At 25.9% G+C, this 19,376-nt stretch carries 18 protein-coding genes; 10 read left to right on the top strand and 8 right to left on the bottom strand.

Annotated features, from left to right (window positions below):
• Positions 1-280 precede the first annotated feature (280 nt).
• The 8 genes from glmU to BUE91_RS02640 are packed head-to-tail and all read left to right on the top strand — an operon-like array spanning position 281 to position 6,499.
• Positions 281-1,621, top strand: a complete 1,341-nt coding sequence (gene glmU / locus BUE91_RS06980; RefSeq protein WP_074436728.1) for a bifunctional UDP-N-acetylglucosamine diphosphorylase/glucosamine-1-phosphate N-acetyltransferase GlmU — start codon at positions 281-283, stop codon at positions 1,619-1,621.
• A gap of 21 nt (positions 1,622-1,642) precedes the next feature.
• Entirely contained in the window at positions 1,643-2,632 is a 990-nt protein-coding gene (locus BUE91_RS06975; RefSeq protein ID WP_066901416.1) for a ribose-phosphate diphosphokinase, read from the top strand.
• Positions 2,622-3,173, top strand: coding sequence for an L-threonylcarbamoyladenylate synthase (locus BUE91_RS02665; RefSeq protein WP_066901418.1), 552 nt, complete (start codon positions 2,622-2,624; stop codon positions 3,171-3,173). Before BUE91_RS06975 ends, BUE91_RS02665 begins: the two co-directional genes overlap by 11 nt.
• Position 3,174: 1 nt before the next feature.
• Positions 3,175-3,630, top strand: coding sequence for a viral A-type inclusion protein (locus tag BUE91_RS02660; protein WP_073507869.1), 456 nt, complete (start codon positions 3,175-3,177; stop codon positions 3,628-3,630).
• A 14-nt stretch (positions 3,631-3,644) separates the two neighbouring features.
• Entirely contained in the window at positions 3,645-4,685 is a 1,041-nt protein-coding gene (locus BUE91_RS02655; protein WP_073507868.1) for a GspE/PulE family protein, read from the top strand.
• Positions 4,663-5,265 carry an HAD family hydrolase gene (locus BUE91_RS02650; RefSeq protein ID WP_073507867.1) on the top strand — a complete coding sequence of 201 codons (603 nt, stop codon included), beginning with the start codon at positions 4,663-4,665 and terminating at the stop codon, positions 5,263-5,265. Before BUE91_RS02655 ends, BUE91_RS02650 begins: the two co-directional genes overlap by 23 nt.
• A complete protein-coding gene (gene truA / locus BUE91_RS02645) occupies positions 5,258-5,992 on the top strand; it encodes a tRNA pseudouridine(38-40) synthase TruA (protein WP_066901424.1) in 735 nt (244 codons plus the stop codon). The genes BUE91_RS02650 and truA overlap by 8 nt, the downstream gene beginning before the upstream one ends.
• Positions 5,993-6,001: 9 nt before the next feature.
• Positions 6,002-6,499 (top strand): hypothetical protein, encoded by a 498-nt coding sequence (locus BUE91_RS02640; protein ID WP_066901426.1) that lies wholly within the window; start codon positions 6,002-6,004, stop codon positions 6,497-6,499.
• A 164-nt stretch (positions 6,500-6,663) separates the two neighbouring features.
• Here the strand turns inward: BUE91_RS02640 and BUE91_RS02635 are convergent, their stop codons facing one another.
• The 6 genes from BUE91_RS02635 to ylxM form a co-directional block, all read right to left on the bottom strand.
• Complete coding sequence (locus tag BUE91_RS02635; RefSeq protein ID WP_073507866.1) at positions 6,664-7,461, bottom strand: Cof-type HAD-IIB family hydrolase; 798 nt, start codon at positions 7,459-7,461, stop codon at positions 6,664-6,666.
• Positions 7,462-7,539: 78 nt separating this feature from the next.
• On the bottom strand, positions 7,540-7,806 hold the full coding sequence (rpsP, locus tag BUE91_RS02630) for a 30S ribosomal protein S16 (RefSeq protein ID WP_066901430.1): 267 nt from the start codon (positions 7,804-7,806) through the stop codon (positions 7,540-7,542).
• An 83-nt stretch (positions 7,807-7,889) separates the two neighbouring features.
• A complete protein-coding gene (locus BUE91_RS02625; RefSeq protein WP_073507865.1) occupies positions 7,890-10,379 on the bottom strand; it encodes an AMP-binding protein in 2,490 nt (829 codons plus the stop codon).
• Positions 10,380-10,428: 49 nt separating this feature from the next.
• Complete coding sequence (locus BUE91_RS02620; RefSeq protein WP_073507864.1) at positions 10,429-12,909, bottom strand: AMP-binding protein; 2,481 nt, start codon at positions 12,907-12,909, stop codon at positions 10,429-10,431.
• A 33-nt stretch (positions 12,910-12,942) separates the two neighbouring features.
• Positions 12,943-14,274 carry a signal recognition particle protein gene (gene ffh / locus BUE91_RS02615; RefSeq protein WP_073507863.1) on the bottom strand — a complete coding sequence of 444 codons (1,332 nt, stop codon included), beginning with the start codon at positions 14,272-14,274 and terminating at the stop codon, positions 12,943-12,945.
• Entirely contained in the window at positions 14,274-14,600 is a 327-nt protein-coding gene (gene ylxM / locus BUE91_RS02610; RefSeq protein ID WP_066901438.1) for a YlxM family DNA-binding protein, read from the bottom strand. Before ylxM ends, ffh begins: the two co-directional genes overlap by 1 nt.
• 90 nt (positions 14,601-14,690) lie before the next feature.
• Here ylxM and BUE91_RS02605 point away from each other — a divergent pair, with 90 nt between their 5' ends.
• On the top strand, positions 14,691-15,191 hold the full coding sequence (locus BUE91_RS02605; RefSeq protein WP_073507862.1) for a hypothetical protein: 501 nt from the start codon (positions 14,691-14,693) through the stop codon (positions 15,189-15,191).
• 52 nt (positions 15,192-15,243) lie between these two features.
• Here the strand turns inward: BUE91_RS02605 and BUE91_RS02600 are convergent, their stop codons facing one another.
• Together BUE91_RS02600 and brnQ are read right to left on the bottom strand one after the other, a co-directional pair.
• Entirely contained in the window at positions 15,244-15,942 is a 699-nt protein-coding gene (locus BUE91_RS02600) for a DNA alkylation repair protein (RefSeq protein ID WP_073507861.1), read from the bottom strand.
• On the bottom strand, positions 15,935-17,236 hold the full coding sequence (gene brnQ / locus BUE91_RS02595; protein ID WP_073507860.1) for a branched-chain amino acid transport system II carrier protein: 1,302 nt from the start codon (positions 17,234-17,236) through the stop codon (positions 15,935-15,937). Before brnQ ends, BUE91_RS02600 begins: the two co-directional genes overlap by 8 nt.
• A 497-nt stretch (positions 17,237-17,733) precedes the next feature.
• On the opposite strand from brnQ, the gene BUE91_RS02590 reads away from it, so the two are divergent.
• Positions 17,734-19,353, top strand: a complete 1,620-nt coding sequence (locus BUE91_RS02590) for an ABC transporter substrate-binding protein (RefSeq protein ID WP_073507859.1) — start codon at positions 17,734-17,736, stop codon at positions 19,351-19,353.
• The last annotated feature ends 23 nt before the right edge of the window (positions 19,354-19,376 follow it).

The raw sequence follows: 19,376 nt of genomic DNA, 5'->3' as shown, positions 1-19,376 counted from the left end.
TGAAAATTTTTATTTTTTTTATTTAAAACCTTTTATTTCCATATAAATTATAGGTTTTTAAATATTTCATTTTAACCATACAAAATGTTTTTAATATTTTAAATACATATCCTTAATAAATGTTTTACATTATATAAATTAAGTAAGATACATATTTCTAAATGATACATAACCCCAAATCCATTTAAAATGCTGCCTTATTTTAATCCATATATATTGTAATAACACGTTAAAAGTGATATAATTAATTTAATAATTAAATTTGTGAGTGGGTGATTTTGTGATTTCAATTATTCTTGCAGCAGGTAAAGGTACAAGAATGAAGTCAAACGTCTCTAAATTAATGCATAAAGTAAATGGGCAACCTATGATAGTTAAGCTTATTAACACCTTAAATAAGGCTGGTATTAACAAAAATATTTTAATATTGGGTTACCTTAAAGAACAAATACTTGAAGTAGTTGATACTGAATATGTAATTCAAGACAAACAATTAGGTACTGGACATGCAGTAATTATTGCAAAGGATAAAATATTAGAAAATGATGATGATATTTTAATCTGCAATGGAGATGGACCTTTATTGACTGTAGAGACTATTAATAAAATGAAAGAAAAATTTGAAGCAAATTCTTTAGATTGTCTAATTCTTTCTTGTATAGTTAACAATCCTTTAGGTTATGGTAGAATAATCAAAGAAGAGGGAAAAGTTATTGATATAATAGAAGAAGTAGATACAACTATAGAACAAAAAAATATCAAAGAAATAAATGCAGGAGTTTATTTATTTAAAAGAAACTCTTTATTGTCTATACTAGATAAATTTAGTAATGATAATAAAAAAGGAGAGTACTATCTAACAGATGCAGTAAAATTATTAAATGAAGAAAACTTAAAAGTAGATAGTCTAGTTCTTGAGGATGAAAAAGAAATGTTAGGTGTAAATTCTAAATCTCAACTTGCAGATGTTTCTAAGATATTAAGAGAAAGAAAAAATGAAGAACTTATGAATGAAGGAGTTATACTTATAGATCCTAGCAATACATATATAGAAGAAGATGTAATCATAGGACAAGATAGTATAATTTATCCTAATGTATACATAGAAAAAGGTACTAGAATAGGAAGTAATTGCATTATCTATTCTGGAACTAGAATAGAAAATTCTATTATAGGAAATAATGTTATTATAGATAATAGCGTAGTGGAGCTATCTAATATAGAAGATAATGTTAGTGTAGGACCATTTGCACACATTAGACCAAATAGCGTATTAAAAGAAAAATCAAAAGTAGGGAATTTTGTTGAAATTAAAAAAGCAATACTACATAAAGGTGTTAAATGTGGACATTTAACATATATAGGTGATAGTGAAGTTGGAGAAAATACAAATATAGGAGCTGGAACTATTACATGTAATTATGATGGAGTAAAAAAACATAAAACAACTATAGGTAAAGATTGCTTTATAGGAAGTAATAGTATTATAGTATCTCCAGTAGAAATAGGAGAAAATGTATTAACTGCCGCAGGTTCAGTAATTACAAAAGATGTACCAAATAATAGTATCGCGTTTGGAAGAGCAAAACAGATCAATAAAATTGGAATAAATAAAAAATAGAAGAAAGTGTGGGATTTCAAAATGTATAACAATCATGAGATTAAAGTTTATGCTGGAACTTCAAGTGCAAAACTGGCTGCAAAAATAGCTGAGAAACTCAATGTAAAACTTGGAGATAGAACTATAATCAGATTTGCTGATGGCGAAACTTTCGCTAAATCTAACGAAACTGTAAGAGGATGTAAAGTATTTGTAATACAATCTACATCTAAACCTGTTAATGAAAGTATAATGGAACTATTAGTTTTCATAGACTCATTAAAAAGAGCATCTGCAACTGAAATTATCGCAGTTATCCCTTATTATGGATATGCAAGACAAGATAGAAAAGCATACCCAAGAGAGCCAATTACATCTAAATTAGTGGCTGATTTATTAACTGTAGCTGGAGCAACTAGAGTTGTTACTATGGATTTACACGCAAGACAAATACAAGGATTTTTCAACATACCCGTAGATCATATGGAAGCTTTACCACTATTTGCAAAATATTTTTATGATAAAGGATTTAATTCAGAAAATGCTGTAGTTGTATCTCCTGATGTTGGTGGAGTTAAAAGAGCTAGAGCATTAGCAAGATCATTAAATCTACCTTTAGCTATAATAGATAAAAGACGTGAAAAGGCTAATGTATCAGAAGTTATGAACTTAATAGGAGAAGTTAAAGGTAAAAAAGCAATACTTATAGACGATATTATAGATACTGCTGGAACTATATGCAACGCAGCTACTGCACTTAAAAATGAAGGGGCATTAGAAGTTTATGCTTGTGCTGTTCATCCAGTATTTTCAGGACCAGCAATAGATAGATTAAAAAATTCAGAATTTAACAAAGTTATTGTTACAGATACTATAGAATTACCAGAAGATAAAAAATTTGATAAATTATCTATAGTTTCAACAGCAAGTATGTTCGCTGAAACTATAAATAGAATATTTAAAGAAGAAGCAATAAGCGACTTATTTGAAGTTCCTAAAAATTTAGATGTGGAAGGAAAAAATGAACAATAGTGTAATACTCTTTCCTACGGATACTGTTTATGGTATAGGAACTCTTCCAAACAAAAAAGCTTTAGATAAAATTTTTAATATCAAAAAAAGGGACAAAAATAAGAAAATCATTGCACTAGTTTCAAAAAAAAATATGATAAATAAGGTAATTGAAACTAATAATTTAATAGATAAAATAGTAGATAAGTTTTTTCCAGGACCTATCACTTTAATAGTTAAATCCACTCCATTTATCAAAGAACTTTTAGGTTATGAAGATATAGGGGTAAGAATACCTAATAACAAACTAGCATTAGAAATAATTGATAAATTTGGAGGAATTTTAATGACAACTTCTGCTAATATAAGTGGAAAAGATGCTCCAAGAAAATCTTTTGAAATAGATAAAGAAATATTAGATGCTGTAGACTATAAATATATAGATGATAATAATATAAGTGGAATTTCTTCTAGCATATTTAAAATTGATGGCGAAGATATCACTTTATTAAGAGAGGGTAAAATCTCATTAATAGAATTAACAAAACTTAAGGAGGAATAATTTGAAAGGTAAATTAGTAAACCCTAATAGCATTTCTGATATGGATATTATGAATGCAAAAAGTCAAGCAAGCATGGCTGCTTTACTTCAAAAAATTGGAAAAGGTAAAAGAAAAAAAGAAGTAACATTAAGTAAAAGTTCACAAAAATATTTAGAACAAATGATAGGTGAAATGAAAAAACAAATGATAATGTATGAAAAACAACTACCTAACGTATTTTCATTCTTTAAATATGTAGAAAAATCATTACATGTAGGTAAGAAAGAAAAAAGGCCTAAAGAAAAAGTTCTTGCACTTTCTTTTGAAGAATATGATTTAATAATAAAACAAATGAAAGATGTAATTAAAGGTTTAGCGTTAGAAAAATCTAAATTAAAATGGTATAACATCATAAAAAAAATGCTATACAAAATGATGACTAAACAAACAGAAGAATTACTAAAAGATATGAAATAATATTAGGGGGTTAAATGAGGGATAATAATAAAAACACGGCAACTACCTCAGATAGTTGCTTTTTGTTTAATTTAGAAAATATTTTAGAATTGGCTATTTCAAAAAATGCTACTGATATACATATTAGAGAACATGAAAATAGTTGTAAATTAGAATTAAGAATAAACGGGGGTATAAATAAGATAGAAAATACCTCTAAATTAAATGTAAGAGAAATAATTGCTAGAATTAAAATACTTTCAAAATTAAATGTTGCAGAAAAAAGATTACCACAAGATGGCGCTTTTACACATATTTTTAAAAATAGAAAATATGATATACGTGTTGCAACATTACCAAGTAATATGGGAGAAAATGTAGTTTTAAGAATATTAAACTCAAGCTTAGATGATGTTAGTTTAACAGCTTTAGGATTTGATAATACTAGTATTTCAATTCTTCAAAAAGCCTGTTTTCAAAATAATGGATTTATACTCATAACAGGTCCTACAGGAAGTGGAAAATCTACTACACTACTTTCTTTAATTAATATACTTATGAAAAGTAAAAGAAAAATAATAACTATAGAAGATCCTATAGAAAATAAGATTGAAGATATAGTTCAAATACAGGTTAAAGAAGAAATAGGATTAAGTTTTGAAAAAATATTAAGAACTGTGTTAAGATCAGATCCCGACATTATTGTTATAAGTGAAATTAGAGATGAAATAACAGCACAAATTGCAATTAGAGCTGCACTTACAGGTCATTTAGTTCTTACCACTTTACATACTAATGATAGTGTATCAACTATAAATAGATTAATAGATATGAATATTCCTAAATATCTAATACTTGATTCTTTAATTTGTATACTTTCACAAAGATTAGTATTTGATGGTTATAAAAGAATTTGTATATCAGAAATACTTGAAATAAATGATGAAATTAAAAAAATCTTTAATAATACTTTTGATAAAACAACTATAGAAGAAAAACTTAAAAGCAAAGGCTTTATTACATTAAAAGAAAAATTAGAAAAGAGGTGTAAGCTTGAAGAATATTATTGTTTATGATTTTGATAAAACTATTTATGATGGTGAAACATCTACTGATTTTATGAGATTTTTCCTTAAAAGAAACCCAAAATATATCTTAAAAATATACAAGGTAATACACTCATTAATATATTATAGATATGATTTAAAAAAATCTAAGGAGATATTTTTTTCAATATTAGATGATATAGAAGTTGAGTATCTAAAAAAAGAAATACATGAATTTTGGGTAGAAAATAAAAAGAAAATATTCACTTGGGTTTATGATGAAATTATAGAAAATAAAAAGAAAGCAGAAGAATTAATATTAATTTCTGCAACTCCTAGCTTATTTCTTGAAGAAATTTCAAAGGAATTAGGTTTTGATAAATTAATAGCTACTACCTTTTTTAAACAAAACAAATATTTTATAAGTAAGATAAATGGTAAAAATTGTAAACATATAGAAAAAGTATATAAACTTAAAGAATATCTACCTAAATTTAATATACTTGCTTTTTATTCTGATAGTATGTCAGATAAACCTTTATTTGATCTTGCTCAAAAAAAATATTTTATATCTAAAGGTATAAAAAAGAAAGGGCTTCCAAATGAATAATATCAAAATTATATATCAATATGATGGAAGTGCTTTTTATGGTTCACAAAGACAAAAGGATAAAATTACTGTTCAAGGAACTATAGAAGATATACTTATTAATTCATTTAATGAAAAAGTTAATATGATAAGTTCTGGAAGAACTGATAAAGGAGTTCATGCCAAAATGCAAATTTCTAATTTTATAATTAACAAAAATATAAAATTAGGGATTATAAAAGATAAAATAGAGAAATATTCAAACTATGCCATTAAAATTATTTCAATAGAAAAGGTTGATATAAACTATAATTCTAGATATGATAGTATAGAAAGAACATATGAATATATAATTTCAAATCAAGAAAATATTACACCTTTTAACAGAAAATATATAACAGGTGTGCGTTATGAAATTGATGTTGAAAAATTAAATGATATTTTGAAACATTTTCTTGGTAAACATAATTTTTATAATTTTTCAAAAAAAGAAAATAAAGCTAACAAAAATCCAATCAGAGAGATTTATAAATGTTATGCTATAAGAAAAGATAAAAATATTCATATATATATTACAGGAAACAGTTTTTTAAAAACTATGGTAAGGATAATTATAGGAACAGCTTTAGCTATATATGAAAATAAAATTAATATAGATTTTATTAAAAAAGGATTCGATTATCCAAATCCTAATACAAAAAAATATATATTAGATGGAAGTGGACTTTATCTATACCATGTAAAATAAGGAGAAAATATGAAGATAACTATACAACAATGTATATTTTTAATATCAAATTTAACAAAAAAACAAAATAGAATTTTTCTTAATTTAAACTCTTATTCTAATATACCTCTAAAAGTTAATGGAAAAGATGTTTTTGATAAAATACAGGCTAAAGAAATGTTAGAAGCATATTCAGAACTTGAAACTATAAATGAAGATTTAGCTATTTTAAAAACTACTCTAAATCATGCAAATGCTACTAACAAAATAGATGAAATGCCTCTATTTTACCATTTAGAAGATGTAAAGAATAAAAGAGCTTTATTATCATTTTTAGAAAGAGTTCTTAATTCTAATACTTCAAATGCAGAAAGTGGTGTAGGTATAGTAAACTATGGTGTATTAAATAGAGATATTTTAAAAGAAGAGTTCATAAAATTAGAAAAAGAGGTCAACTCTATGTCAGAAAGAATAGATATAGAAAATTCAAAGATAACTATAGAAGTTGACCTAAAAGGTAAATATTAATTATTTTGGGTAGTAATTCTTTTTTAATCAGATTTAAATCGAACGACTATTTTTACGATTTATTTATTTCACACCTTATACTAACGAACGATTTAAAGTAAATATATAGAATTACAATGGAGCTTCGCTCAAAAACTTTTGGGACAAGTTTTGCCTTTAAAGTCCTATATTAATTTAAACATTTCAAGCATTTTTACAAAACCATCATTGTCTACACTATCTGTTACATATTTTGCGTGAGATTTAACTAAATCACTTGCATTTCCCATAGCAACAGAATGTTCTACTACTTCAAACATAGAAATATCATTATTTCCATCACCTATAGCTATTGCCTCACTAGGATCTATATTAAATTCTTTCATAAATGCTTTAAGTCCATTTCCCTTACTTGCATTCTTATTTAATATTTCTATACTTATTGGTATGTTTCTTACAAAATAGTATTTATCAAGAAAATCTTTATTATGTGTATTTTCAAATTCATCTAGCTTTTCTTCGCTTCCCATTATATTCACTCTTGAAATTTCAATATTTTCATCTTCAACAAATTTTTCCATTTCCATTGAAAGTATTTCATTATCTTCTATTATTTCTGGGAATATTTCATTAACATAATACAATTTATCTGGAGTATAAACACTCAAATTATATTTATTATCCACATTTTTTCTAATATTTCTGTAATCATCAAGGGTTAAAGAAAAATGTTTAATTATCTTTCTTGTATCTATATTTTGAACTACAGCTCCTGTTGTAAGTATTGCATAATTATTTTTACCTGATAATTTAAGTAAATCAAACATTTCATAAAGACTATCTATACTTCTTCCTGTATTTACAATTAAAATTATTCCTTTATTTTCTAATTTATGAAAAACTTCTATTACAGCTTTTGATAATTTAGAATTTTTAAGTATAGTTCCATCTAAATCAAAAGAAATTAATTTAATATTATTCATAATATTCCTTTCTAAAAGAAAAACACTTAAATACTAAGATAAAATCTATTATTTAAGTGTTATATATTCTATATTTATTTATCTTTTTTTAGAAGCTTCAAATTTTTCCCAAATTCCTGCTTTAGTTAAGATAGATTTAACTGTTTCTGTTGGTTGTGCTCCATTTGATAAAAATTTTAAAATTTCTTCTTCTTTTAAGTTTACTTGATTTTCAGAAACTAATGGATTATATGTTCCAACGTAAGCTACTGCTTTCCCATCTCTTTTCCCTAATGCTTCCATTGCTGCTATTCTATAGAAAGGTGATTTTTTTCTACCTAATCTAGTTAATCTTAATTTTAACATTTATTATTCCTCCAAATTTTTATTACAATACATTTTACAATATTAAGAAAATATTGTCAAGTATTTTTTATTGACAAAGTTTCTTATTTTTCATCCTCTAAATACATATTACGTGCAGTATTAACTATTTCAGAATAAGTCATATTTTCAGGTTTAATTTTACCTAAATATTTAACAGATAATTTCTTAGGTTTAGGGAATTTATCATATCTTGAATATGCTTCAAATGCTCCATCAATTTTTAAACAAGTTACAGGTATATTTAATTCCTTAGATAATATAGCAAATATTTTCTTAAATTCTCCTAAATTACCATCTTTTGTTCTTGTCCCTTCAGGGAATATGAATATATTTTTCCCTTGTTTAAGAGCAGATGATACATTTTCTATAGTAGATTTAATGTTTTTATTAATATCAAGTAATAATATATTACTATGTTTAGCAAAAAACTTCATGAAGGCATTCTTGAAATACCAATTTATAGCTAAAGTATATGTTTTTTCTGATGATTCATTAGGTATTAATAAACTAAATGCTAATCCATCAATAAAACTTTCATGGTTTGCTATAAATATTTGTTGTTCATTTTTAATATTTTCTGCTCCCTTAATATCTATTCTAAAGTATAATTTAAATACTAAAAATATCAACGGTTTAATTAATGACATTAACCAACCATCTTTAAGTTCTTGTTTAGGAGCATTTTGTATAACTTCTTTCCACTGATCTGTAGTTTCAGTAAATCCAGATGATTTATTTTCTATGTATTTAGATAATCCTATTAATGTAAGATTTTCTTTAAAGTCCTCTTCTGATATTTTTAATCCAAAACTATTTTCAATAAAAGTTAATAACTCTACTTGGTCAAGTGAATCAAGACCAAATTCAACTTCTAGATTTTTATCTGCTTCAGGATACACACCTTTCATTTTAAAAACAAAATCTTTAAGTATCTTGTATTCTTCAGTACTTGGTTCTTCTACAGTTTCTTTTTTCTCTATCTTAGATTTTCCAGAATACACATCTTTTAGCATAAATCTTCTTAATTTACCTATTCTAGTCTTCGGTAATTCTTCTTCTGTAATCTTGTATTCCAATACCTTTTCATAATTATGCACAGCTCCATTATAGAACTCTACCATATCTTTAACATAAGCATTAATATTTAAAATATTTAATTTCTTAGCCTCATCTCTATCTACTACTATTAATGCTGCTAATTTATCATTATGCCCTATGATTCCAACTTCTTTAATTATTTGATTAGCTGATGACATAAATTTAATTTCAAGTGTTTCTGGATCTACATTTTTACCATTAGATAATACTATCATAGCATTTTTACGTCCAACTATACTTATATATCCCTCATCATCAACTTCTACTAAATCTCCTGTTTTAAACCATCCATCTTCAGTTAATACTTCAGATGTTTTATCAGGTTTATTAAAATATCCTTTCATTACTATAGGTCCTTTAACCCATAATTCTTGATCTACAACTTTAACTTCTATATTATTTACTGCTTTTCCAACAGTTCCTATCTTATATCCATGATTATATGTATTTCCTGAAATTATTGGAGCTGTTTCAGTAAGTCCATAACCTTCACAGTAATCAAAACCTAAAGTATTGAAAAATTCTATCATTTCAACATCAGATTTTGCTCCTCCAACTATCATACTTCTTAACTTACCACCAAATTTATCATGTACCTTTTTAAATATTTTCTTAGAAAAACTCTTATTATTTATTTTCTTAGCAAGTGCATATATTAGTCTTGTTATCCATTTAGAATCTATAGTATTTTTAATAGATTTATAGAATAATTTATATACTCTTGGAACCAATACTAACATAGTTACATCATTTTCTGATAAAGCTTTTAGTATTTCTTGGCTAGATAATTTTTCTACCAATACTACTGAATATTGATGTTCATGATACATATAGTAAATATTAGCAGACATTAATGGTAATATGTGATGAAACGGCAATACTGCTAAAATTTGTTCATCATCCCATGTTATTTCTAATGTTCTTATAGATAATATCTGATTATATATATTACCATAAGTTAACATAACACCTTTAGGATGACCTGTAGTTCCAGAAGTATATAGCATTACAGCTACTTTTTCCATTTCTGGGTGTAAAAGTATTCTTTCATCTTTTTCTATTTTAGAATATATTTCCTTATCTATTTTAATTTCATCAACATTAAATATCTTAATATCTCTATTTACAGTTTCTATTGCTTTCTTCGCAACTTCATAGGTATTATTAGAAACATAAATGCAAGTAGCACCTGAATCACTTAAAAAATATTCTAATTCTTTTTCATTTGACATAGCATCTACTGCAACAGGAATTAAATTTCTATCCCATAATGAATAAAATGCATAAAACCATTCTGCTCTATTTTCCATCATAATAATACTAAAAGTTTCAGGTATTACTTCATCTATAACATGCTCAGAATAATATTTTACTGTATTTACAAGATCTGTATGACTTATTTTAGTCCCATCAAAATCAACTATTGCTAATCTATCAGATTTATTTAAAAACATAATTTTTTTCCTTTCTTCCTCTTAATTTTTCCCCACCAAATTCACATAACTAATTATACATATTTCTTGCCTTATCAACTATTTCATCATAACTTAAATGTTCTGGATTAATTTCTCCTAAATAACTAACTGTTATTTTTTTAGGCTTAGGATATTTATCATATCTTGAATATGCTTCAAAAGTTCCATCAATTTTTAAACAAGTAACCTTTACATTCATTTCTTTTGATATTATTGCAAAAGTCTTTTTAAATGGTGATAAATTACCATCTTTTGTTCTTGTTCCTTCTGGGAATATGAATACATTTTTCCCTTGTTTTAGTACTGATGCAATTTGTTCTATTGTATCTTTAATATTTCCATCAATATCTAATAAAACTAAATTAGTTTCCTTAGCAAGTTTTTTCATAAAACTGCTTTTAAAGTACCAATCTATAGCAAGTGAATAAGTATCCTTAGATACTTTTTTTGGAAGTAATAAATTAAGTGCCAATGCATCTAAAAAGCTTGCATGATTAGCAATAAATATTTGTGGTTCATCTTTTATATTTTCTTTACCTTTAATACTTAATCTAAAATAAATTTTAAAAATAAGCCAACCAAGAGGTCTTAAAAATCTAATTCCACTTCCATTTTCTAATTCTCTTATTGGTGCATTTTTTATTATTTCTTTCCATTGATCTTTTGTTTCAATAAATTTTTCAGATTTATCTTTTATTAATTCTGATAACTTAATTAAATTAATATTTTTTTTAAATTCTTCTGCTGTAAGTTTAACTCCAAAACTTCTTTCTATAAAAGAAAGTAATTCAACCTGATCTAAAGAATCTAACCCAAACTCTATTTCTAAATTTACATGTGGTTTAGCGTATTCATTTTTCATATTAAAAATATATTCTTTTAAGACTTTGTATTCTAAAATATCTGGTTCTTCTATATTTTCTTTTTCTTCATCTTCCATATGACCTAAATATATATCTTTTAACATAAATCTTTTTAATTTACCTATTCTTGTTTTAGGTAACTCTGCTTCTGTCATCTTGTATTCTAATACCTTTTCATATCCATGTGAAGATGCATTATAAAATGATATTGCATCTTCTATATATGGTTTAATATTTGTTATTCTTTTTTCTTTTATTTTATTATCATCTATTACTATTAAAGCTGCTAATTTATCATTTTTAGCAAAAATTCCTATTTCTTTTATTATTTCATTTGAATATCCTAATAACCTATTTTCCAATTTCTCAGGATCTATATTTTTACCATTAGATAATACTATCATAGAGTTTTTTCTTCCTATAATAGTAATAAAGCCTTCTTCATCTATTTGGGCTAAATCTCCAGTTTTAAACCAACCATCTTCAGTTATTACCTTAGCTGTTTCTTCAGGTTTATTGTAATACCCTTTCATTACTATAGGTCCTTTAACCCATAATTCTCCATCAACTAATTTAACTTCTATATTATCAACTTTTCTTCCTACAGTTCCATTTTTCTTACCATGTTTTGTAGTTGAACATGCAACTACTGGTGAAGTCTCACTTAAACCATAACCTTCAAAGTATTCAATACCTATAATGTCAAAGAAATCAGCTATTTCTTTATCAGTTTTAGCTCCTCCTGATATAACTCTTGTAAGTTTTCCACCAAACATTTTATGTATCTTATTAAACAAGATTCTAGAAAATTTAATATTTTTAGCCGTTTGTGCAACTTTAAATAAATTCTTTGCTGCTACATTAGAATCTATCTTACTTTTTATTGAACTATAAAATAGTTTATACACTCTTGGAACCATAGATAATATTGTTACATCATTATCTTTTAATGCTTTTAATATATCCTGGCTTGAAAGATTTTCTATAAACACTATAGAAAATTGAGTGCTATAATGCATAAATAGAAGATTTGTTGTCATTAATGGAAGTATGTGATGAAAAGGTAGCCCTGCTAAAACTTGTTCATTTTCTTCAATAATCATTAATGATTTTATAGATTCAATCTGTGCTTCTATATTATTAAAAGTAAGCATAACACCTTTAGGATTTCCTGTAGTTCCAGAAGTATATAGCATTACTGCTAATTCTTCTCCCTCAGGATGAGATAAAACTCTATCATCTTTTGATATTTCGCTTAATTTACCTTCATCTATTTTTACATCATCTATATTTTCTATAAAGATTTCTCTTCCTAACACATCTATTGTTTCTTTAGCTTTTGAATATATCTTATTTGAAACATAAATACTTGTTGCATTAGAATCTTTTAAAAAGTATATTATTTCTTCTATACTAGATTCTGAATCAATTACTAATGGAGTATTCTTTTTATCCCAAATTGCATAGAAAGTGTATAACCATTCCTTTCTATTTTCCATCATTATTACATTAAACTGTTGAATATCTTCAGTTTCTTTAATTACATATTTTGAAAAATATTTAACTTTATCTACCAATTCACTATGACTTACTTTATTTCCCTTAGGGTCAACCAAAGCTAACCTATTTGATTTTTGTAAGAACATATATAGCTCCTCCTAATATTACAATATTTGTAATTATCTTTTTTTTCCTATTTGTCCAAATCCAGGTATATTCCCAGAATTAAACATTTTCATCATTTGTTTCATTTGTTCAAATTGTTTAAGTAACTTATTAACTTGAGTTACATCTGTACCTGAACCTTTTGCTATCCTTATTTTTCTACTACTTACTTTTAAAAGATTTGGATTTCTCCTTTCCTCTACCGTCATAGAATATATTATAGCTTCTACTTTTTTCATTTCTTTTTCAGCACTAGTAAGATCTATATCTCCTAAAGCTCCCATACCTGGTAGCATTTTTAATATTCCTCCAAGAGAACCCATTCTTTTAATCATTTTAAATTGTTTTAGGAAATCTTCAAAATCAAACTGATTTTTTCTAAATTTTGCTTCCATTTCACGTGCTTCTTTTTCATCTATAGCATCTTTAGCCTTTTCAACTAAAGAAACCACATCTCCCATTCCAAGTATTCTACTTGCAAGTCTTTCAGGATGAAATAATGATATGTCATCAAGTTTTTCTCCCTCAGAAATGTATTTAATAGGTTTACCTGAAACTTCTTTAATAGACAGAGCTGCTCCTCCACGGGTATCTCCATCTAATTTTGTAACCACTACCCCTGTTATATCTAAACTATCATTAAATGTCTTAGAAACATTTACTGCATCTTGACCTGTCATACCATCTACAACTAATAGTATTTCTGTTGGATTAACACTTGATTTAACTTCTTGAAGTTCTTGCATTAAAATCTCATCTACATGTAATCTTCCAGCCGTGTCTATTAATATATAATCAGATTCTTCTTTTTGTGCTTGTATTATTCCTTTATTAACGATTTCTAATACATTATTACTATCTTCTATACTATAAAATGGAACTCCTATTTGATTTGCAAGTACCATTAATTGTTTCTTAGCAGCTGGTCTATATACATCAGCTCCTATTAAAAATACTTTATTTTTCTCCTTCTTTAAAAGCTTAGACAATTTAGCTGCAAATGTAGTTTTTCCAGCTCCTTGTAATCCAACTAACATAATAATAGTAGGTTTTGAAGCTGCCTTATTTAAGGCTGTATTTTGACCTCCTAAAACTTCTATTAATTCATCATTTATTATTTTTATAAACTGCTGTCTTGGATTTACACCTTTAATAACTTCTTGTCCTTGTGCTTTTTCTTTTATCATTTTAACCAAATTTTTAACTACCGTGTAATTAACATCTGCTTCAAGTAGGGCAAGCCTTACCTCTCTTAAAGCTTCCGTGATATTACTTTCTGTAATCTTACTTTGCCCAGATAATTTTTTAAAAGTTTCTTGTAATTTATCACTCAAGTTTTTAAACATTAATTTGCTCCTTCTTCACATTCCATGATTATTTTATCTAAGTTTTCCTTTGAAAAATTATCTCTTAACCATTTTAAATTCATTATCATATTCTCTTCTTTTTCCATAATTCCAAGTAACTTTTCATATTTATCTAACTGTTTACAACCTCTTTTAATGTTATCAAAAACTGCCTGTCTACTTACATTAAACGCTTGGGCTATTTCTGTTAATGAATTATCCTCCTCTAAATATGCCGATAAATATTTTTTCTGTTTTTCAGAAAATAGTTCCTTGTAATATATGAATAAAATCGAGTATTTTATATATTCTTCTATCTCTTTCATACACATATTTTACACTATTTGCCCTTTTTTTACAACTATGAAAAATATACAGGTTATGGTATAATATATAGAATAAAAGGGAGTGATGATATGAAGAAGATATTAACATTTATACTACTATCAAGTTTACTTTCTTATAGTTCATACATAGCTGGACCAAGAATAAAAATTGAAGGTGGAGTTGGAATAGGTAAAGCCGATCATATAATAATTCCATTAAATGTTACTATACTTCCAGAATGGAGATCTGAAATTAGACATGATATTAATATTGTCTTTGGACCTAAATTTACTGTAGTTTCTTCTCCACAATTTAAAGATTTGAAATATAACGGGGCTCAAATTAGGGCTTTAATAGGAGCAGAGACACATATAAATTTTAAGGTAACTAATAAACTTTCTATATTCTGGGGCATAGAAACAGCCATAGGTGGTGGAAGTGATGTAAAAGTTGATTCAACCAAAACAGCTGTATTTGATTGGTTAGCATTGATGTCTATTGGTGTAAAAGTAAATGAGAGATATAATATGGGACCATACTTTGGATATGGAAAAGGAAATTTTGGAATACAAGCAGGATACACTTTTTAAAATTAATAAAAAACTGTACTTTTATCAATATGATTTTAGTACAGTTTTTCATTTATCTATTCAATTTTCTTTTTAAAGTATTTAAATATACTTTTTTTTCCTTATCTATTTTTAAACTTTCTTTCATTTTTTGTATAGCCTTATTATGTACCCAATCATTTATTATCATATTATTTTCTAAATAAAATAAGACTTCTTTTTCATTTTTAGCGTAACATTCACAAAAATACCAAGCTATAGCAATGTTTACATAATATTCATCTGTTTGTATCTCTGATAATATTTTTAAATGATCTTCACTAAAGTTTTCTTTTATAAATTTAGTCATTAAAGTTACTATGGCAAATCTCATAGTATATACATGTTCAGATTTTAACCATTCATACACCTTTTTTTCTACAATACACGGATATTTTTTAGCTATTTCCCCTATCCCTATATCACAGGTTGCCCAATTATCAATGAAAGGTAAAACTTTTTCTAATCTTTTTATCAATATATCTATATCTTTTTCTTCACTTAATAAATACATATGTATATGATATTCTTCAATATATTTATGTGGTAAATCATTTAAATATTCTTCTACATACATCTTATCTTCTTTTAATAAAAATTTAGCAAATTTTCTAAGTTCCGGTACTTTTACACCAACTATATTTTCTATCTTTACTGTAGGAATAAGTTTAGAGCTAAATTCCCTATAATTTAAATCTTGTTTAGAAAAAAGAAATTCCTTTATCTTATTCATTTTTCTTTACCTTATGTAATATTATAGAGAATATAAAGGTAATCATTGCAGGAAATAACCAACCTAAATCTAATTTATAGAATGGCAGATGAATAAACATAGGATCTAGCACATTCCCTATATATTTATTAAGTACCATACCTATACTAAATACTACTGTAACATATGTACATGATTTAAATACTAATCTAGAATTATCAAAATACTGTGAAGATAAACCAAGTATTATTAACATTAAAGATACAGGATATATAGATAATAATATAGGTATAGATATTTTTAATATATTTGCAAGACCAAAATTAGCTAAAATAAATGATGTTAAAATATATACTATAGCCCAAGTTCTATATGAAATTTTAGGATAATTTTGACTAAAGTATTGACTTATAGATGTAATTAATCCAACACTTACAGATAGACATGCAATAATAAATATGCTCCCTAATATTAAGGTACCTAAAATACCATAATTCATCCTTACCGCATTAACCAATATTTCTGCTCCTGTTTTTGTGTCAGGGAAATAACTTGCCGTAGCAAGACCTATATAAGTTAACATGAAATAAACTATAAATAATATTATTCCTGCTACTATTCCTGCTTTTATTGTAATTTTAGTAATTTCATTTTCATCAGTTATACCTAAATTTCTAATTGAAAATGCTATTATTATACCAAAATTTAATCCTGATAACGCATCAACAGTATTATATCCTTCTATAAATCCTTTTATAGCTGGTGATGTTATATAATCTCCTGTTGGTGCAGTAATATTAAGAGGTTTAAATAATACTCCTACAAACATTATTACTATAAGTAATAATAATATAGGTGTTAATATCTTACCTAAAGTAGTTACAATTTTTTTAGGATTCATAGCTAAATAATATACTGAAGAAAAGAATATTGTAGTATATATTAATCTATAATAAATAACATTATCTAAATTTGTAATATACGGAGCAATTGTAATTTCAAATGATGTAGAGGCATTTCTAGGTACAGAAAGATATGGACCTATAGTTAAATACATAGACGTTGTAAATATTAAAGCAAATAAAGAGCCTACCATATTGGAGAATTTATTTATTCCATTAAATTTAGAAACAACTATTATTCCTAATGTAGGGAAAACTATTGATGTAATAGAAAAAAATATTAAAGCAATCATGAAACTTCTTCCTGATTCCTTTCCTAAAAATGGTGGAAATATTAAATTTCCTGCTCCAAAGTATAACCCAAAAATCATTATACTTACACACCTAAATTCCTTATTTGTTAAGTTCCTCATTCTTACTCCTCTTACTCTTTAAATTTTTAGTCATTATACATTATTTATATAAATTTGTAAAATATATATTTTATTATAATGCATATACTTAGTATATATAGAACGTATAAGTTTACTTATGACAAAATCAAATTCCTTGTTTATTATATATAAAATATATTAGGTGAAAAACAGTTAAAATGATAACTTCATTAAATTTAAATTATATAAATATTTAATATATTGAAAATCATACAAATCGGTGTAATAATCATTTTAATATCTTTTATACTTTAACTAATAAAAATTATCTTCTTTAACTAAATTCAGTGTGTTACTTGTCATATAAAAAATAATTATTAATTTTTTTTATTTCTATACAAAGTGCTTTGATTTACAAAATAAAAGCGTTGAAAATACACTTAAAATAATGTATAATTAAATTCAGTTATTTGATATTTTATGACTAAATATGACTTAAGTTAAAAAATAAATTAAAATAGTTAGGGAGATTTTTTATGAAAAAATATTTATCATTTTTAATGAGTACAATATTAGTGTTATTACTATTTGCTTGCTCACTTAAAAAAGAAGATGAATCTAAAATTAGAACTAGAAAAGGAAGAGCAACTAATGAACTTGTTGTTTCAATGGGTTCAAGAATAAGTGAATTTGATCCTAAAGATGGATTTGGTACACATAATGAAACTCACATATTATATAGTTCATTATTTAAAAGAACTGCTGATTTAGAAATCGTTGGAGATTTAGCTAAAGATTATAAAATATCTGATGATGGTTTAATGTGGACATTTAATTTACATGATAATTTCAAATTCTCAAATGGAGAAATTGTAACTGCTGAAGATGTTAAATTTACATTTAACATGTTAAGAAACGATGGTAGAACTTGGGATTTAACATTCATAGATAAAATAGAAGCTCCAAGTAAAACTAAAGTAGTCTTTACTTTAAAAGAACCAAGATCTACTTTTGCTTCATCTCAATTAATAGAAATTGGTATTTTACCTAAAGCTCATTACAATGAGAATTTCAAAAAAAATCCAATAGGTTCAGGACCATACAAATTAGTGGAATACAAACCAAATGAACAAGCTATTTTTGAGGTTAATCCATATTGGCATGGAGAAGAACCACACTTTAAAAGATGGACTTGGGTTTTATTAGATGAAAATACAGCTCTTGCTGCACTTGAATCAGAAGATGTTGATATAATTTATGCAACACCTGAATTTGCAGATAAAAAAATTAGTGGAATAAGATTATTTGATATAGCATCAAATGATGTTCGTGGATTATCTCTACCTTATCTAAAAAAAGGAGTAGTTGCAAGTTCTCCTAAAGGATATCCAGTTGGAAATGATATTACTAGTGATCCAGCTATAAAAAAAGCACTTAATATAGGGCTAGATAGACAAAAAGTTATTGATACTGTATTAAATGGACATGGTAAACCTGCTCATTCTATTGTTGATGATATGCCATTTTGGAATCCTGATTCTATAGTTAAAACTAACGATGTAAAAGCGGCTAAAAAAATATTAGATGATGCTGGTTGGAAAGTTGGATCAGACGGAATTAGAGTAAAAGATGAAATGAAAGCTGAATTTGAACTATACTATGCAACAAAAGATCAATTAAGAACTAATATTGCAATAGAAGCTGCAAACCAAGCTAAAGATTTAGGAATAAATATAAAGCTTGTAGGTAGTGACTGGGAAGAAATAATAACAAAAATACATGAAGTTGCCGTTTTATATGGTGGTGGAAGACTTAATCCAGTTCCATTATATGATTCATTCCATCCAAATTTAATACATAAATTATGGGGAAATGTAACTTTCTATAACAATCCAAAAGTTAGTGAATATTTAGATAAAGCTATTAAGAGTGCAAACCTTGAAGAAGCAAATAAATACTGGAAACTTGCTCAATGGGACGGAGAAACAGGATTATCAATAAAAGGTGATCTGCCTAATGTTTGGCTTGTTAGAATAAACCATACTTATTTAGGTGATAGCAGAATTAATGTTGGTAAACAAGGAATACATAGTCATGGACATGCTTGGGGATTAATAGCAAACATTAATGAGTGGAAATGGGAAGAAAATAAATAAAGGAAAATAAGAGTTGATTTATT

The organism is Streptobacillus notomytis (assembly GCF_001902585.1).
Classification (GTDB): Bacteria; Fusobacteriota; Fusobacteriia; order Fusobacteriales; family Leptotrichiaceae; genus Streptobacillus; species Streptobacillus notomytis.
Note: the sequence above shows the minus strand (reverse complement) of the source record. Positions and strands in the feature narration are given on the sequence as shown.

Bases quoted from the DNA above. Each gene is read 5' to 3' on its own strand.
- BUE91_RS02605 (WP_073507862.1), top strand. From the start codon at position 14,691: ATGAAGAAGATATTAACATTTATACTACTATCAAGTTTACTTTCTTAT.
- BUE91_RS02620 (WP_073507864.1), bottom strand. From the start codon at position 12,909: ATGTTCTTACAAAAATCAAATAGGTTAGCTTTGGTTGACCCTAAGGGA.
- BUE91_RS02640 (WP_066901426.1), top strand. From the start codon at position 6,002: ATGAAGATAACTATACAACAATGTATATTTTTAATATCAAATTTAACA.
- BUE91_RS02665 (WP_066901418.1), top strand. From the start codon at position 2,622: ATGAACAATAGTGTAATACTCTTTCCTACGGATACTGTTTATGGTATA.
- rpsP (WP_066901430.1), bottom strand. From the start codon at position 7,806: ATGTTAAAATTAAGATTAACTAGATTAGGTAGAAAAAAATCACCTTTC.
- brnQ (WP_073507860.1), bottom strand. From the start codon at position 17,236: ATGAGGAACTTAACAAATAAGGAATTTAGGTGTGTAAGTATAATGATT.
- BUE91_RS02625 (WP_073507865.1), bottom strand. From the start codon at position 10,379: ATGTTTTTAAATAAATCTGATAGATTAGCAATAGTTGATTTTGATGGG.
- BUE91_RS02590 (WP_073507859.1), top strand. From the start codon at position 17,734: ATGAAAAAATATTTATCATTTTTAATGAGTACAATATTAGTGTTATTA.
- BUE91_RS02635 (WP_073507866.1), bottom strand. From the start codon at position 7,461: ATGAATAATATTAAATTAATTTCTTTTGATTTAGATGGAACTATACTT.
- ffh (WP_073507863.1), bottom strand. From the start codon at position 14,274: ATGTTTAAAAACTTGAGTGATAAATTACAAGAAACTTTTAAAAAATTA.
- truA (WP_066901424.1), top strand. From the start codon at position 5,258: ATGAATAATATCAAAATTATATATCAATATGATGGAAGTGCTTTTTAT.
- ylxM (WP_066901438.1), bottom strand. From the start codon at position 14,600: ATGAAAGAGATAGAAGAATATATAAAATACTCGATTTTATTCATATAT.
- BUE91_RS02600 (WP_073507861.1), bottom strand. From the start codon at position 15,942: ATGAATAAGATAAAGGAATTTCTTTTTTCTAAACAAGATTTAAATTAT.
- BUE91_RS02655 (WP_073507868.1), top strand. From the start codon at position 3,645: ATGAGGGATAATAATAAAAACACGGCAACTACCTCAGATAGTTGCTTT.
- BUE91_RS06975 (WP_066901416.1), top strand. From the start codon at position 1,643: ATGTATAACAATCATGAGATTAAAGTTTATGCTGGAACTTCAAGTGCA.